Genomic DNA, 15,551 nt, shown 5'->3' on the forward strand with positions numbered 1-15,551 from the left:
CTACATCAGCTTGAAGGGCGGACTAACCACCTGTCAGTGCGTAACGTCACGAAACGGACAGAGCTTCGGTCTCGGGGGAGGGGGTGGGGCTGCTGTGACCTGGGCTTCTCTTCATGGAGAGGGAGATAGGTCACATCCTGAGGGAGATTGGATCACAAAACGGCCCAGAACCCCGGGGTTTCCGGGGTTCTGGGCCAAGGCCTCACAGTGCGTGCTATGGCGGCTACCGTAAGGCGATCAGCTGAGGCGCTCGATGACCATGGCCATGCCCTGGCCGCCGCCGACGCACATCGTCTCCAGGCCGAACTGCTTGTCGTGGAACTGGAGGGAGTTGATGAGCGTGGTGGTGATGCGGGCGCCGGTCATGCCGAAGGGGTGGCCGACGGCGATGGCACCGCCGTTGACGTTCAGCTTCTCCAGCGGGATGCCCAGGTCGCGGTAGGAGGGGATCACCTGGGCGGCGAACGCCTCGTTGATCTCGGCCAGGTCGATGTCGTCGATGGTCAGCCCGGCCCGACGCAGGGCCTGCTGGCTGGCCTCCACCGGGCCGAGGCCCATGATCTCGGGCGAGAGGCCGGAGACGCCGGTGGACACGATCCGCGCGAGCGGGGTGAGGCCGAGCTCGCGGGCCTTGGTGTCGGACATGATCACGAGGGCGGCGGCACCGTCGTTGAGCGGGCAGCAGTTGCCGGCGGTGACCATGCCGTCGGGGCGGAAGACCGGCTTGAGGCCCTGCACGCCCTCCAGGGTGACGCCGGCGCGGGGGCCGTCGTCCCTGGCGACGACCGTGCCGTCGGGCAGGGTCACCGGGGTGATCTCGCGCTCCCAGAAGCCGTTCTTGATGGCCTCCTCGGCGAGGTTCTGCGAGCGGACGCCGAACTCGTCCATGTCCTGGCGGGTGACGCCCTTGGCGCGGGCCAGGTTCTCGGCGGTCTGGCCCATCGCGATGTACGGGTCGGGCAGCAGGCCGTCCTCGCGCGGGTCGTGCCAGGTCGAGCCCTCGGACTGGGCGGTGGCGACGGTCCGGGCCTCGGCGTCGGCGAAGAGCGGGTTGTGCGTGCCGGGCATGTCCGAGCTGCCGTGGGCGTACCGGGAGACCATCTCCACGCCGGCCGAGATGAAGACGTCGCCCTCGCCGGCCTTGATGGCGTGCAGGGCCATGCGGGAGGTCTGCAGGGACGAGGAGCAGTACCGGGTGACGGTGCAGCCGGGCAGGTGGTCCATGCCCATCTGCACGGCCACGATCCGGCCGAGGTTGTGGCCCTGCTCGCCGCCGGGCAGGCCGCAGCCGAGCATCAGGTCGTCGATGTCCTTCGGGTCCAGCTCCGGGACCTTGGCCAGGGCGGCCTGGACGATCGTGGCGGCCAGGTCGTCCGGGCGGAGATCCTTGAGGGAGCCCTTGACGGCGCGGCCGATGGGGGAGCGGGCGGCTGAGACGATCACGGCTTCGGGCATCACGGCTCCATTGACGTACCGGGTGGTCTGGCTGGGCTGTGTGGGAAGTTACCCGTACGTATGGTCTGGGTCACGGGTGTCGCGGTGTGACTCTGACCGCAGTTTCCAAGCGCTTGCTTTTCCGGCCTCCTCAGTTCGACGGCGCCGCGGGGGCCGGCTCCTGCTCGGGTACCCGCCTGCGCCGCCGGCGCTTCAGCAGGGCCCACGGGCCGCGCGGCCCGCTCGGCATCGCCGCCGCGACCTCCGTGCCCGCCTCCGACGCGGCCTCCGCCGCCGCCCGCGCCACCGGCAGGAAGCCCTCGCGGCGGGAGGCGTCCGGGCGCTCCTCCTCGGCGGGCCACAGGCCCAGGCAGGCGCACACGGTCGGCAGCACCGCCATCGCCGCCGTCGCGTAGCCCTCGGCGGAGGGGTGGTAGCTGTCCGGGCCGAACAGCTCGCGCGGGTTCTGGGCGAACTCGGGCCCCAGGAGGTCACCCAGCGACACGGTGCGGCCACCCTGTTCGACGACTCCGATCGTCTGGGCGGCCGCCAACTGGCGTGAGGCCCGCCGGGCCAGCCAGCGCAAGGGCTGGCGGACCGGCTCGATCGTGCCGAGGTCGGGGCAGGTGCCGACCACGACCTCCGCACCGGCCGTGCGCAGCCGGCGGACCGCCGAGGACAGGTGGCGGACCGAGCGGGTCGCGGGCATGCGGTGGGTGACGTCGTTCGCGCCGACCATGATCACGCAGATGTCGGGCACCGGGTCGGGATCGGCCAGCACCAGCGCCACCTGGCGGTCCAGGTCGTCCGAGCAGGCACCGGGGGTGGCCACCGTGCGCAGTATCACCGGGCGCTCCGCCAGCGCGGCGAGCCCCGACGCCAGCAGCGCCCCGGGGGTCTGCCCGCCCCGGTGCACGCCCTGGCCCGCGGCCGTGGAGTCACCCAGCATCGTCAGCCTCAGCGGTACCTCGGCCGGGACGGCGTACGTACGGCCGTACAGCCCGTCCGCGTGCGGCACGTGCGGTGACGTGCCGTTGCCCACCCGTCGCCGCGCCAGCTGCATCTCGGCCAGCACGAGACCCACGGTGGCCGCACCGGCCAGCCCGATCCCGCCGCCGCCGTACGCCGCGCCGGCCGCGATCCGCCGGGCCACCCTCGCCCTCGACATGCTCGTCATGTGTTGCCGCCACCTCCTCGAACCCGTACACCCAGTGCTTGCCCCGTACAGACCGTCGCCCAATCTCGACGGCCGGTGATCGACCGTCACGGACCACGGGCAGGCCATAGGCTGACGGCACCACTACAACCACTTCTTTCGCGGCATCCGGAGACAACGGTGCAATACCACGACTCGATGATCAGCCTCGTCGGCAACACCCCGCTGGTGAGGCTCAACAGCGTGACCAAGGGCATCAGGGCGACCGTCCTGGCCAAGGTGGAGTACTTCAACCCCGGCGGCTCGGTGAAGGACCGGATCGCCCTGCGCATGATCGAGGCGGCGGAGGAGAGCGGCGCGCTCAAGCCCGGCGGCACGATCGTCGAGCCGACCAGCGGCAACACCGGCGTCGGGCTCGCCATCGTCGCCCAGCAGAAGGGGTACAAGTGCATCTTCGTGTGCCCCGACAAGGTGAGCACCGACAAGATCAACGTGCTGCGCGCGTACGGCGCAGAGGTCGTCGTCTGCCCGACGGCCGTCGACCCCGAGCACCCGGACTCGTACTACAACGTCTCCGACCGGCTGGTCCGTGAGACGCCCGGAGCCTGGAAGCCCGACCAGTACTCCAACCCCCACAACCCGCTCTCCCACTACCACTCGACCGGCCCCGAGCTGTGGGAGCAGACGGAGGGGAGGATCACCCACTTCGTGACGGGCGTGGGCACCGGCGGCACCATCTCCGGGACCGGCCGCTATCTGAAGGAGATCAGCGGCGGCTCGGTGAAGGTCATCGGCGCCGACCCCGAGGGCTCCGTCTACTCCGGCGGCTCCGGACGGCCCTACCTCGTCGAGGGCGTCGGTGAGGACTTCTGGCCGACCGCCTACGACCGGAGCGTCGCGGACGAGATCGTCGCCGTGTCCGACAAGGACTCCTTCCAGATGACCCGCCGTCTCGCCAAGGAGGAGGGCCTGCTCGTCGGCGGCTCCTGCGGCATGGCGGTCGTGGCCGCCCTGGAGGTCGCCGAGCGGCTCGGCCCGGACGACGTCGTGGTGGTCCTGCTCCCGGACAGCGGCCGCGGCTACCTCAGCAAGATCTTCAACGACGAGTGGATGGCCGACTACGGCTTCCTGGAGGACACCGGCCCCAGCGCCCGCGTCGGCGACGTCCTGAACGACAAGGAGGGCGACCGCATGCCCTCCCTCGTCCACATGCACCCCGAGGAGACGGTCGGCCAGGCCATCGAGGTGCTGCGCGAGTACGGCGTCTCGCAGATGCCGGTCGTCAAGCCGGGCGCCGGCCACCCCGACGTGATGGCCGCCGAGGTCGTCGGCTCGGTCGTGGAACGCGAGCTGCTGGACGCGCTGTTCAGCAAGAATGCCTCGCTCGACGACCCGCTGGAGAAGCACATGTCCGGCCCGCTGCCCCAGGTCGGCTCCGGCGAGCCCGTCGCCGACCTGATGGCCGTGCTGGGCAAGGCCGACGCGGCGATCGTCCTCGTCGAGGGCAAGCCGACCGGCGTGGTCAGCCGGCAGGACCTGCTGACCTTCCTGGCCCGCACGGGGAAGTGACGGCCAACGTCCGGTGAACCACCCGTGAACCGGGTGAACTTACGGCGTCCGTGACCTTCGCCGACTTCGCGGAACCGGTACGCGGGTGTCACGTCCGCGCAGCACCCGCTTAACACGGGTCCGGCACATTGGTGGGTGTCGGCAGGGGCGGGAGCGGCTCCCCGTCCAGGCCGGCACCGAGCGGCGTCGAAGGACCTCCGGAGCGGCTCCCGGACCTCCATGGACGCCCCGGACGCGACGGCCCGGCCTGACCGGACCCGCGTCCTTCGCGGGGACCGCCGTCGTCCCGCCCCCCGTTCACGGGGGTGCGGCGGTCCCCGCGCACTCACCTCACGCGATGTCGGCCCGCGTGGCCGGCCGCCCGGCTCCCCGGCAACGCCAGGCGCTCCGCCGCCTCCGAGCCCGGTTCGGGCGTGTAGGCCACGATCGTCTGCTCCGGTGCCGCCGGCATCGTGAAGGTCTCGCAGGGCAGGGTCAGCAGGCCCGCGACCGGGTGCCGCAGGAGCTTCACCCCGTGGTCGCAGGGCTTGACCAGGTGGTCGGCCCACAGATGGCGGAACTCCTCACCGGCCCGTGTCAGTTCGGCGGCGAGTTCCCCCGCGACCGGGTCACCGGGATGGTGGCCCGCCCGCAGGCACAGGTGCGCGACCCTCTGGGCGGCGGTCTCCGCGCGGTTCACGCCGGTCTCCCCGCATCCTTGCGACAGTACGGCTCGTTCACGGTGGCCGACGTGGGCAGCCCGAACGGCCCGTACGCGGTCGGGGTAGAGCTCGTGCGAGGCGGGGTCGTCGCGCTGCCGACCAGCCAGGCCTGACCCGGGCCGCGACCGGGGCGCTCAGTCCTCCCAGTCACCGTCCCGGGAGGGCTTGCGGCGGCCGAACAGACCCGGGTTGGTGCGGGCGGCCTGGACGACGTTGACGCCGACGATGCCCGCCCAGGCGGTGAGCAGGCCGGGCAGATGGGCCACGCCCCCGCCGATCGCGGACAGCGGCACCGCCAGGACCAGGGAGACGATCCCGAACCCGAACCGCTCGCCCCAGGAGTCCGTGGCCCTCGGCGACCGGGAGTCCCGGGCCGTCTGCATCTGCTGTTCGGCGAACTGCCGGCGCACCCGGCGCTCCACCGCGCCGTCGATCCGCTGGTCGACCTTCTCCAGGAAGGAGTCGACCAGCGCCGACTCGTACTCCTCGCCCAGATCCCTGCGTGCGTGCAGGGTGGCGTCGAGTTCCCTCTTCAGGTCGGTGTCCCGCGCGTCCATTCCCGTCATGCCGTCCACGGTAGAAAGGGGCGGCGCCGCCCGCACTGGGGTTAGCCCCCCTGTTCGGCAGGGGTTTTCCCGTCCCGGCGCCCCGGCGGCCCTCCCGTCCGGCTTGCCGCCCTGCATATGCTCATGCAGAATCCTCAGCTACTGAATAGGCGAGGGGGAGCACGTCATGAGCGTGACCGACAGCCCTGCCGCGCGGTTGCAGGCGCTCTTCGAGGGGCACCGGCTCACGCCGACCCAGCGGCGCATCGCGCACAGCATGGTGCGGCGCGCCGCCGACGTGCCGTTCCTGTCGAGCGTGGAGCTCGCCGAGCTGGCCGGGGTCAGCCAGCCGTCCGTGACCCGCTTCGCCGTCGCCCTCGGCTTCGACGGTTATCCCGCCCTGCGCCGGCATCTGCGCGAGGTCGCGCCCGTCGAACCCGCCGCGGAGGCCGGGACCCACAACGAGTACCAGCAGGCCGTCGAGGCGGAGATCGAGAACCTGCGGCACCTGGCGGAGGCACTGGCCGACCCCGCTCCCGTGCAGCGCGCGGGGCGGCTCCTCGCCGGCTCCCGCCCGCTCCTCGTCCTGGGCCTGCGGGCCGCCGCCGCCCAGGCGCACGGCTTCGCCTACTTCGCCGCCAAGGTCCACCCCGACGTCCGGCTGCTCGGCGAGGGCGGCACGATGCTCCAGGACCGCATCGACGCCGCCGTCGGGGCCGGTGCGACCGCGCTGCTCTGCTTCGCGCTGCCCCGGCACCCCCGCGAGGTCGTCGACACCCTCGCCTACGCCAAGGAGGCCGGGCTGAGCGTCGTCACGGTCGCCGACTCCGCCTTCGCGCCCGTCGCCAAGGTGTCCGACCTGCTGCTGCCCGCCGCGGTCGGGACCGGCCTCGCCTTCGACACGGCCTGTGCGCCGATGCTGCTCGGCCGGGTGCTGCTGGAGGCCATGTGCGACGACCTGCCCCACGCCCAGTCCCGCCTGGAGGAGTTCGACACGAAAGCGGCGGCGCGGGGCCTGTTCGTCGACTGACGGCACTCGCGGTGTCTTCTCAGATTCGTCTCACGATGCGTCGCTAACGTACGTCTTCCAAAGGCTTCGGAGACCGAACGGAGGCTGGAGATGACGCGTGGAGGACAGGGGCTGGCCCGGGTGGCCGTCGTCGTACGGGCGGGGGCGGCCCCGCTGTGGTGGCTGGGCGTACTCGCGGCGGGCATCGGCTCGCTCGCACCGGGCCTGACCGGACGCCGCATCGGCGTCCTGGCCGGGGCGGCGCTCTTCGTTCTGGCGGCGGCCGCCGTGGCCGGCAGCCGCCGCAAGCGCTATGCGGCCCTGGCCGCTTCGGCGGCCCGCGCGGGCAAGCACGACGTGCTGCAGGACCGCGCGGTCACGGTGCGCAACTGGCGCCGGGGCAACCGCTGGTGGCTCCTCCTCGCCTTCCTCGCCGCCCTGGGCAGCGCCTTCGCCGTCCCGGCGGCCGGGGGCATGGCCCTGGCCGGGTGCGGCGTGGGCCTGTGGCTCAAGTCGGCCTGGCTGGGCCGCCGGGAGCGCGACGGCGAGGCACTGCTGTGGGTCCGCGTGGACTGGCTGCGCGGGGGCGCGGCGCAACCGGCCGGCAAGCGGGTGAAGGCGTACCGCAGCACGGGCATCGCGGCGGGCGACGCGGCCCCGGGAGGCGCACGAAAGAAGTCACCGGCATTGGTGTGACGCCCCCGGGGCGCGGGCCTGTATCGCCGCGCGGCCCCGCCACGTGAGCGCGCCGAGCCATGACGCGCCTGCGGCGCGAGAGCTCGCGGTCCGTCGCGACGCGCCTGCGGTGCGGGGCCTGCAGCCCGCGCGCCACGGCGCGTCCGCGGCCCGGCGCCCGGGGCTACGCAGGTCCGAACGGTGGCTGTGTCAACGCGTTCACCTGCGCCCCACCGGACTCGGCGACGACCTCCCGCACGGTCTGCGCCCGCCGCACCACCGGGGCGCGCCTGCGGCCCGGCGCCCGGGGCTACGCAGGTCCGAACGGTGGCTGTGTCAACGCGTTCACCTGCGCCCCACCGGACTCGGCGACGACCTCCCGCACGGTCTGCGCCCGCCGCACCACCGCGAAGCTCCCCTGCGGCCCGAACCCGTACACCCCGGGCCGCACCAGCGAGTTGTAGCCGTAGTGATGCGCGAAGTAGTACGCCCCGGTGTCCAGAGCCGCCGCGTAGTCGCCCTGCTCCAGCAAGGGCAGGGACCGCCCCTCGGCCAGCAGGTCCCCCGCGAAACAGGCCGGCCCCGCCACGTCCTGCACCACCACCGGCCCGTCCTTCGGCCGTCCCTTCGCGTCGTAGGCGGAGATCCGCAAGGGCCAGCTCCCCGGCGCGTAGACCGTCCGCGCGGCCACCTGCACCCCGGCATGGGTGACCGCCACCGCCCGGCCGCCGGAGGCCTTCGCGTACTCGACCCGTGCCACCACCGTCCCGTGCTTCGCCAGCAGCGACCGGCCGAACTCGGTGACCAGCCCGTACCGCCCGTCGAACAGCCCCGGCACCTCCTCGGCGAGCAGCCGCGCGTACTGCGCGTAGGTCGGGGTCGTCGCGTCCGAGGCGAAGTTCACCGGCAGGCCGCCGCCGATGTCGAGCGTGTCGACCTGGTGCCGTCCGGCCCGCAGGTTGATCTCCTCCGCCAGTGCGTACGTCTCCGCCACGCCCCGCGCCATCAGGGCCGGCGGGATGCCCTGGGACCCGGTGTGCGTGTGCAGCCGCGTCAGCCACGGCCGGTCCAGAAACGCCTGGACGACCCACTCCCGGGCCCCCTCGTCGCGCAGGGCCACCCCGAACTTCGAGGTGGCCGTCGCCGTGGACAACGCCTCGATGGAACCCCCGCCGACCTGCGGATTCACCCGGATTCCGAGGGGTGAGCGGCTCGCCGCCGTCTGCGTCAGGGTGTCGATGCGGGCCAGCTCCTGCGGGTTGTCCGCGTTGACGGCGATGCCCAGGGACAGGGCCTCGCGCAGCTCGGCCGGGGTCTTCGCGGGGGAGTCGAGCACCGTCGCCTCCGCCGGCATGCCCGCCGCCCGCGCCAGGGCCAGCTCACCGGGGCTCGCGACCTCCGCGCCGAGGCCCTCCTCGCGCAGCAGCCGCAGCACCGGCACCAGCGGGGTCGCCTTCACCGCGAAGGCGTGCAGCACGGGCGTGCCCGGTGCCGCCACCGCGTCGAACGCCGCCCGCAGCGCAGCCGCCGACTCCCGGATGCCGGTGACGTCCAGCAGCCCGACGATGGGGCTGTCGGGCCCGAGCAGCCCTTGCTCCACGGCGGCCCGCACCGCCTCGTCCCGCCGGGCCGTCCGACCGGCCCCGGTGTCGTCCGCTTCTTCCGCCTCGATGTGTGCGCCCATGCATCCAGCCAAGCATCCACGGCTTCGTCGCGCCGACCCCCGACGTGTTGACTAGCCCTATTCATGAGGTCAGGATGTGAATAGACGCAGCAACATTCCGCCGGGAGCACCCACCAGGAGGCAGACCATGTCAGGACCCCGCACCGTCCGAGCGCCGCGCGGCACGGAACCGAGCGCCCTGGGATGGCAGCAGGAAGCCGCCCTGCGGATGCTGCAGAACAACCTCGATCCGGAGGTCGCCGAGCACCCCGACCAGCTCGTCGTCTACGGCGGCACCGGCAAGGCGGCGCGCGACTGGCGTTCCTTCGACGCGATGGTGCGCACCCTCGAGGGGCTGAAGCAGGACGAGACCATGCTGGTCCAGTCCGGCCGGCCCGTCGGGGTCATGCAGACCCACGAGTGGGCCCCGCGCGTCCTCATCGCCAACTCCAACCTCGTCGGCGACTGGGCCACCTGGGAGGAGTTCCGCCGCCTCGAACGGCTCGGCCTGACCATGTACGGGCAGATGACCGCCGGCTCCTGGATCTACATCGGCACCCAGGGCATCCTCCAGGGCACCTACGAGACCTTCGCCGCCGTCGCCGCGAAGAAGTTCGGCGGGACGCTGGCCGGCACCATCACCCTGACCGCCGGTCTCGGCGGCATGGGCGGCGCCCAGCCGCTCGCCGTGACGATGAACGACGGTGTGGCGATCTGCGTCGACTGCGACCCGCGCGCCATCGAGCGGCGCATCGAGCACCGGTACCTCGATGTGCGGGCCGACTCCCTGGACCACGCCCTCCGGCTGGCGACCGAGGCGCGCGACGCCCGTCGCCCCCTGTCCATCGGTGTCCTCGGCAACGCGGCCGAGCTGCTGCCGCAGCTCCTCGCCATGGGCGCGCCCATCGACATCGTGACGGACCAGACCTCGGCCCACGACCCGCTGGCCTACCTGCCGCTGGGCACCGCCTTCGAGGACATGGCCGACGCCGCCGCCGAGGACCCGGCCGGTTTCACCACCCGGGCCCGCGAGTCCATGGCCCGGCACGTGGAGGCCATGGTCGGCTTCATGGACGCCGGCGCCGAGGTCTTCGACTACGGCAACTCCATCCGCGGCGAGGCCCGACTGGCGGGATACGAGCGGGCCTTCGCCTTCCCCGGCTTCGTGCCCGCCTACATCCGCCCGCTGTTCTGCGAGGGCAAGGGCCCCTTCCGCTGGGCCGCCCTGTCCGGCGAGGCCTCCGACATCGCCAAGACGGACAAGGCGATCCTCGACCTCTTCCCGAAGAACGAGTCCCTCGCCCGCTGGATCAAGATGGCCGGCGAACGCGTCCACTTCCAGGGCCTGCCCGCCCGGATCTGCTGGCTCGGCTACGGCGAGCGGGACAAGGCCGGTGAGCGGTTCAACGACATGGTCGCGAGCGGGGAGCTGGCCGCGCCGGTCGTCATCGGCCGCGACCACCTCGACTGCGGTTCCGTCGCGTCCCCCTACCGCGAGACCGAGGCCATGCTCGACGGGTCCGACGCGATCGCCGACTGGCCGCTGCTGAACGCCATGGTGAACGTGGCGTCCGGGGCCTCCTGGGTGTCGATCCACCACGGCGGCGGCGTCGGGATGGGCCGGTCGATCCACGCGGGGCAGGTGACCGTGGCCGACGGCACGGCGCTCGCGGGCGAGAAGATCCGCCGGGTGCTCACGAACGACCCCGGCATGGGCGTCATCCGGCACGTCGACGCCGGGTACGACATCGCGGAGTCGGTCGCGGGGGAGCGGGGCGTGCGGGTCCCGATGCGCGAGGGTGACGACGCGTGAGCTTCCACAGCATGTGGGCGGAGCTGCTGCCGGTCGGCCGCAGTTCCGCCTCCGGCGGCTACCGACGCTTCGCCTGGACGGACGCCGACGCCGACTGCCGGGCCTGGTTCGAGGACCAGGCCCGCTCGCGCGGCCTCACCCACGAGGTCGACCGCAACGGCAACCAGTGGGCCTGGCTCGGGGACCCCGCCGCCGGGGACGCCGTCGTCACCGGGTCGCACCTCGACTCCGTGCCGGACGGCGGCGCCTTCGACGGCCCTCTCGGAGTCGTGTCCGCCTTCGCCGCGCTGGACGAACTGCGCGCCAGGGACGCCCGCCTCACCCGGCCCCTCGGCATCGTGAACTTCGGCGACGAGGAGGGCGCCCGCTTCGGACTCGCCTGCGTGGGGTCCCGGCTCACCGCCGGGCAGCTCACCCGTGACCAGGCCCACCTGCTCACCGACGGCGACGGCGTGTCGCTGCCGCGCGCCATGGAGGCCGCCGGACACGACCCCGACGCCATCGGCGCCGACCCCGAACGGCTCGCCCGCATCGGCGCCTTCGTCGAACTGCACGTCGAGCAGGGCCGGGCCCTGGACCTGTCCGGCGACCGGGTCGGCATCGCCAGCGCGATCTGGCCGCACGGCCGGTGGCGGTTCGACTTCCGGGGCGAGGCCAACCACGCCGGCACCACCCGGCTCGCCGACCGGCACGACCCCATGCTGTCCTACGCCGAGACCGTCCTCGCCGCCCGGCGCGAGGCGGAACTCGCCGGAGCCGTCGCCACCTTCGGGAAGATCGCCGTGGAGCCCAACGGCGTCAACGCCATCCCCTCCCTCGTGCGCGGCTGGCTCGACTCCCGCGCCGAGGACCAGAGGAGCCTGGACACCGTGGTCGGCGGCATCGAGAAGGCGGCCCGGAGTCACGCGGACGCGCACGGCGTCGACCTCGACATCGTCCGCGAGTCGTTCACCCCCGTCGTCGAGTTCGACCACGTCCTGCGCGACGAGCTCGCCCGGATCCTCGGCACGGACACCGGCCTCACGGTCCCCGTCCTCGGCACCGGCGCGGGACACGACGCCGGGATCCTGTCCGGCAGCATCCCGACCGCCATGCTGTTCGTGCGCAACCCCACCGGCGTCTCCCACTCCCCGGCCGAGTCCGCGAGCGAGGACGACTGCGTGGCCGGGGTACTCGCACTCACCGACGTACTGGAAGGACTGGCGTGCAGGTGACGACAGCAGCCCCGCGGACGTACTGGCTGGAGCACGCCTGGCTCGGCACCCTCCCCGAGGCTCCCGGCTCCGCTCGAACAGGGGAGACCCCCATCGAGCCGGGCGTCGTCCTCGACGTCCAAGGCGGCCGCATCACCGCCGTCCGCACCGGCACCCCCGCCCCGCCGCCCGGCGCCGAGGTGCTGCGCGGCCTCACCCTCCCCGGCCTAGCCAACGCCCACAGTCACGCCTTCCACCGGGCCCTGCGCGGCACCGTCCAGGTCGGCTCCGGCACCTTCTGGACCTGGCGCGAGGTCATGTACGCCACGGCCGCCCGGCTCACCCCGGACAGCTACCACGCCCTCGCCCGCGCCGTGTACGCCGAGATGGCCCTGGCCGGCATCACGGCGGTCGGCGAGTTCCACTACGTCCACCACGCCCCCGGCGGCACCCCCTACGCCGACCCCAACGCCATGGGTGAAGCCCTCATCGCGGCCGCCGCCGAAGCCGGGATCCGCATCACCCTCCTCGACACCGCCTACCTCTCCTCCGGCTTCGGCCAGCCGCCCACCGACCCCCAGCTCCGCTTCTCCGACGGCACCGCGGACGCCTGGGCCGAACGCTGTTCAGTTCTCAAGGAACGGGATCACGCACGGATCGGGGCGGCGATCCACTCCGTACGGGCCGTGCCCGCCGACCAGTTGGCGACCGTCGCGCGGTGGGCCGGGGAACGGCGGGCCCCGCTTCATGTGCACCTGTCGGAGCAGACCGCCGAGAACGACGCCTGCCGGGAGGCCCACGGCCGCACCCCGACGCGGCTGCTCGCCGACCACGGGGTGCTCGGGCCGCGCACCACCGGCGTCCACAACACCCACCTCACCGACGAGGACATCGCCCTCCTCGGCGGCAGCGGCACCGGCACCTGCATGTGCCCGACCACCGAGCGGGATCTCGCCGACGGCATCGGACCCGCCGTCGCCCTCCAGAGCGCCGGCTCGCCGCTCAGTCTCGGCTCCGACAGCCACGCCGTGATCGACCTGCTCGAAGAGGCGCGGGCCATGGAACTGAACGAACGGCTGCGCACCCGCACCCGGGGTCACTGGACGGCGGCGGCCCTCCTGCGGGCGGCCTCCGCCGACGGCCACGCCGCCCTCGGCTGGGCGGACGCGGGCGCCCTGGAGACCGGCGCGCTCGCCGACTTCACCACCATCGCGCTCGACTCGGTCAGGACGGCAGGGCCGCCTCCGCGGCTCGGGACCGAGACGGCCGTATTCGCCGCGTCGGCAGCGGACGTGTCGCATACGGTCGTGGCAGGCCGGCACGTCGTACGGGACGGGGTCCACCGCCTCGTGCCGGACGTGCCGCGAGCCCTCGCGGACGCCGTCGCAGCCCTGCGCGGATGATCCCGGGCCGCCCGCCCGCGCGGCCCGGCTCCGCCCCCGAACCCGATCCCACCGCCGACCAGGCCACCAAGGACGCCATGAGCAACGCGACGACCGTCAGCCCCGCCCACTCCGCGAACACCGCAAGCACGCTCATCACGAACATCGCCAGCCTGGTCACCAACGACCCCTCCCTCGAACGGGGAGGATCCCCCCTCGGATTGATCCAGGACGCCGCGGTCGTCATCGAAGGCGACCGCGTCGTGTGGACCGGTGATCGAAGCAAAGCACCCGCCACTGACAATCGGGTCGACGCGGACGGCCGGGCCGTCCTCCCCGGCTTCGTGGACTCCCACTCCCACCTCGTCTTCGCGGGCGACCGGACCCAGGAGTTCAACGCCCGGATGTCCGGGCGGCCGTACAGCGCGGGCGGCATCCGCACCACCGTCGCGGCCACCCGGGCGGCGAGCGACGAGGAACTCGAGGCCAACGTCACCCGTTACCTCCGCGAGGCCCTGCGCCAGGGCACCACCACGTTCGAGACGAAGTCCGGCTACGGCCTGACCGTCGAGGACGAGGCCCGGGCCCTGCGCATCGCCGCCGCCCACACCGACGAGGTCACCTACCTCGGCGCCCACATCGTGCCGCCGGACCACGCCGAGGACCCGGCCGGCTATGTCGCTCTGGTCAGCGGCGAGATGCTCGACGCCTGCGCCCCGCACGCCCGCTGGATCGACGTCTTCTGCGAGAAGGGCGCCTTCGACGGCGACCAGGCCCGCGCGATCCTCACCGCCGGAAAGGCGCGCGGCCTGCACCCCCGTATCCACGCCAACCAGCTCTCGTACGGCCCGGGCGTGCGGCTCGCCGTCGAACTCGACGCGGCCAGCGCCGACCACTGCACCCACCTCACGGACGCGGACGTGGACGCTCTGGCCAACAGCCGTACCGTCGCGACCCTGCTGCCCGGCGCCGAGTTCTCCACGCGGGCCGAGTGGCCGGACGCACGGCGCCTGCTGGACGCGGGTGTCACGGTCGCGCTCTCCACGGACTGCAACCCCGGCTCGTCCTTCACCTCGTCCGTCCCGTTCTGCGTCGCCCTGGCCGTACGGGACATGGGGATGACCCCGGACGAGGCCGTGTGGTCGGCCACGGCGGGCGGCGCGGCGGCCCTGCGGCGCACCGACATCGGCCGCCTCACTCCGGGCGCGTACGCCGACCTGACGCTCCTCGACGCCCCGAGCCACGTCCACCTGGCCTACCGGCCCGGCGTGCCGCTGGTCAGCGGGGTGTGGCGGCGCGGAGTGCGTGTGGTGTGACCACCGGGCCCGCGATAGTGCCGTGCCGTGCCGGCGGACGGCCGGCACGCGCCCGGGGGCGGGCCGTCAGGCCCGCCCCCCGAGGACACGTTCACCCGCGTCGAGGATCACTCCTCGACGGTCAGCCCCTTGCGCAGCCGCACCAGCGTCCGCGACAGCAGCCGCGAGACGTGCATCTGCGAGATGCCGAGTTCTTCACCGATCTCCGACTGGGTCATGCCCGCGACGAACCGCAGGGACAGGATCTTCCGGTCGCGCTGCGGGAGTTCGGCTATCAGCGGCTTCAACGACTCGACGTACTCGATGCCTTCGAGCCCGTGGTCCTCGTAGCCGATGCGGTCCGCGAGCGCGCCCTCGGAGTCGTCCTCCTCCGGCTGGGCGTCCAGCGAGGAGGCAGTGTAGGCGTTCGACGCGGCCATGCCCTCGACGACCTCGTCGTCGGAGAGGCCGAGGCGCTCGGCCAGTTCGGCCACCGTCGGGGCGCGGTCCAGCTTCTGGGCCAGTTCGTCACCGGCCTTGGCCAGATCCAGGCGCAGTTCCTGGAGCCGTCGCGGAACGCGCACGGACCACGAGGTGTCGCGGAAGAAGCGCTTGATCTCGCCGATGATGGTCGGCATCGCGAACGTGGGGAACTCCACGCCGCGGGACAGCTCGAACCGGTCGATCGCCTTGATCAGGCCGATGGTGCCGACCTGGATGATGTCCTCCATCGGCTCGCTGCGGGAGCGGAACCGGGAGGCGGCGAACTTGACCAGCGCGAGGTTCAGTTCGACGAGCGTGTTGCGGACGTACGAGTAGTCCTGGGTCCCTTCCTCCAGCGTCTCCAGACGCTCGAAGAGGGTCTTCGACAGGGCCCGTGCGTCGACCGCGCCGACTTCCGCGTACGGGGGGATGTCCGGAAGTCCGGCGAGAAGTCCGCCCTGTGTGACGAGCATCTCGTCCTGCTCGATGGGATCCAGATGTTCCGGAGAGAGTGCCGACGTCGCTTTGGGGGTACGCGATGCGTCGAGCCGGGGTGACATGATGTCCTCCATCGTTCTCGGCATATGGCTGCCGGAGCCGTAAGGTGCACTGCGGTGTGCGGCGCCTCCAAAG

13 protein-coding genes are annotated in these 15,551 nt (G+C 72.7%); 7 read left to right on the forward strand and 6 right to left on the reverse strand.

Going from position 1 to position 15,551, the window contains the following annotated elements:
- Nucleotides 1-237: 237 nt before the first annotated feature.
- Together QNO09_RS35155 and QNO09_RS35160 are read right to left on the reverse strand one after the other, a co-directional pair.
- The gene (locus QNO09_RS35155; RefSeq protein WP_283974291.1) at nt 238-1,455 is read right to left on the reverse strand and encodes an acetyl-CoA C-acetyltransferase; all 1,218 of its coding nucleotides are present in this window, start codon (nt 1,453-1,455) and stop codon (nt 238-240) included.
- 130 nt (nt 1,456-1,585) lie between these two features.
- The gene (locus tag QNO09_RS35160; RefSeq protein WP_283974292.1) at nt 1,586-2,611 is read right to left on the reverse strand and encodes an SGNH/GDSL hydrolase family protein; all 1,026 of its coding nucleotides are present in this window, start codon (nt 2,609-2,611) and stop codon (nt 1,586-1,588) included.
- A 159-nt stretch (nt 2,612-2,770) separates the two neighbouring features.
- Between QNO09_RS35160 and QNO09_RS35165 the strand changes: the two genes are divergently transcribed.
- Entirely contained in the window at nt 2,771-4,159 is a 1,389-nt protein-coding gene (locus QNO09_RS35165) for a cystathionine beta-synthase (protein ID WP_283974293.1), read from the forward strand.
- Nucleotides 4,160-4,484: 325 nt separating this feature from the next.
- Here the strand turns inward: QNO09_RS35165 and QNO09_RS35170 are convergent, their stop codons facing one another.
- Both QNO09_RS35170 and QNO09_RS35175 read right to left on the reverse strand, forming a co-directional pair.
- Nucleotides 4,485-4,967 carry an MmyB family transcriptional regulator gene (locus tag QNO09_RS35170; protein ID WP_283974314.1) on the reverse strand — a complete coding sequence of 161 codons (483 nt, stop codon included), beginning with the start codon at nt 4,965-4,967 and terminating at the stop codon, nt 4,485-4,487.
- Nucleotides 4,968-4,994: 27 nt separating this feature from the next.
- The gene (locus QNO09_RS35175) at nt 4,995-5,417 is read right to left on the reverse strand and encodes a hypothetical protein (RefSeq protein ID WP_283974315.1); all 423 of its coding nucleotides are present in this window, start codon (nt 5,415-5,417) and stop codon (nt 4,995-4,997) included.
- Between the two features lie 175 nt (nt 5,418-5,592).
- Here QNO09_RS35175 and QNO09_RS35180 point away from each other — a divergent pair, with 175 nt between their 5' ends.
- Nucleotides 5,593-6,435 (forward strand): MurR/RpiR family transcriptional regulator, encoded by an 843-nt coding sequence (locus QNO09_RS35180; RefSeq protein ID WP_283974294.1) that lies wholly within the window; start codon nt 5,593-5,595, stop codon nt 6,433-6,435.
- A 90-nt stretch (nt 6,436-6,525) separates the two neighbouring features.
- On the forward strand, nt 6,526-7,110 hold the full coding sequence (locus QNO09_RS35185; protein WP_283974295.1) for a hypothetical protein: 585 nt from the start codon (nt 6,526-6,528) through the stop codon (nt 7,108-7,110).
- 289 nt (nt 7,111-7,399) lie between these two features.
- Here QNO09_RS35185 and QNO09_RS35190 read toward each other — a convergent pair whose 3' ends face one another.
- Nucleotides 7,400-8,773, reverse strand: coding sequence for a type III PLP-dependent enzyme domain-containing protein (locus tag QNO09_RS35190; protein WP_283974296.1), 1,374 nt, complete (start codon nt 8,771-8,773; stop codon nt 7,400-7,402).
- Nucleotides 8,774-8,900: 127 nt separating this feature from the next.
- On the opposite strand from QNO09_RS35190, the gene hutU reads away from it, so the two are divergent.
- Genes hutU through hutI form a run of 4 tightly spaced genes read left to right on the forward strand, consistent with a single transcriptional unit; the run spans nt 8,901 to nt 14,456 of the window.
- A complete protein-coding gene (gene hutU, locus QNO09_RS35195) occupies nt 8,901-10,565 on the forward strand; it encodes a urocanate hydratase (protein ID WP_283974297.1) in 1,665 nt (554 codons plus the stop codon).
- The gene (locus QNO09_RS35200) at nt 10,562-11,779 is read left to right on the forward strand and encodes an allantoate amidohydrolase (RefSeq protein WP_283974298.1); all 1,218 of its coding nucleotides are present in this window, start codon (nt 10,562-10,564) and stop codon (nt 11,777-11,779) included. The genes hutU and QNO09_RS35200 overlap by 4 nt, the downstream gene beginning before the upstream one ends.
- Complete coding sequence (locus QNO09_RS35205) at nt 11,770-13,161, forward strand: formimidoylglutamate deiminase (RefSeq protein WP_283974299.1); 1,392 nt, start codon at nt 11,770-11,772, stop codon at nt 13,159-13,161. The genes QNO09_RS35200 and QNO09_RS35205 overlap by 10 nt, the downstream gene beginning before the upstream one ends.
- On the forward strand, nt 13,158-14,456 hold the full coding sequence (hutI, locus tag QNO09_RS35210; RefSeq protein WP_283974300.1) for an imidazolonepropionase: 1,299 nt from the start codon (nt 13,158-13,160) through the stop codon (nt 14,454-14,456). Before QNO09_RS35205 ends, hutI begins: the two co-directional genes overlap by 4 nt.
- 107 nt (nt 14,457-14,563) lie before the next feature.
- On the opposite strand, the gene QNO09_RS35215 is transcribed toward hutI, so the two are convergent.
- Nucleotides 14,564-15,490, reverse strand: coding sequence for an RNA polymerase sigma factor SigF (locus QNO09_RS35215; protein WP_283974301.1), 927 nt, complete (start codon nt 15,488-15,490; stop codon nt 14,564-14,566).
- Between the last annotated feature and the right edge of the window lie 61 nt (nt 15,491-15,551).

Source organism: Streptomyces sp. 378 (assembly GCF_030124145.1).
Lineage (GTDB): Bacteria > Actinomycetota > Actinomycetes > Streptomycetales > Streptomycetaceae > Streptomyces.

Coding starts and splice junctions, on each gene's coding strand:
- QNO09_RS35185 (WP_283974295.1), top strand. CDS start 6,526: ATGACGCGTGGAGGACAGGGGCTGGCCCGGGTGGCCGTCGTCGTACGG.
- QNO09_RS35215 (WP_283974301.1), bottom strand. CDS start 15,490: ATGGAGGACATCATGTCACCCCGGCTCGACGCATCGCGTACCCCCAAA.
- QNO09_RS35175 (WP_283974315.1), bottom strand. CDS start 5,417: ATGGACGCGCGGGACACCGACCTGAAGAGGGAACTCGACGCCACCCTG.
- QNO09_RS35190 (WP_283974296.1), bottom strand. CDS start 8,773: ATGGGCGCACACATCGAGGCGGAAGAAGCGGACGACACCGGGGCCGGT.
- QNO09_RS35180 (WP_283974294.1), top strand. CDS start 5,593: ATGAGCGTGACCGACAGCCCTGCCGCGCGGTTGCAGGCGCTCTTCGAG.
- hutU (WP_283974297.1), top strand. CDS start 8,901: ATGTCAGGACCCCGCACCGTCCGAGCGCCGCGCGGCACGGAACCGAGC.
- hutI (WP_283974300.1), top strand. CDS start 13,158: ATGATCCCGGGCCGCCCGCCCGCGCGGCCCGGCTCCGCCCCCGAACCC.
- QNO09_RS35155 (WP_283974291.1), bottom strand. CDS start 1,455: ATGCCCGAAGCCGTGATCGTCTCAGCCGCCCGCTCCCCCATCGGCCGC.
- QNO09_RS35160 (WP_283974292.1), bottom strand. CDS start 2,611: ATGACGAGCATGTCGAGGGCGAGGGTGGCCCGGCGGATCGCGGCCGGC.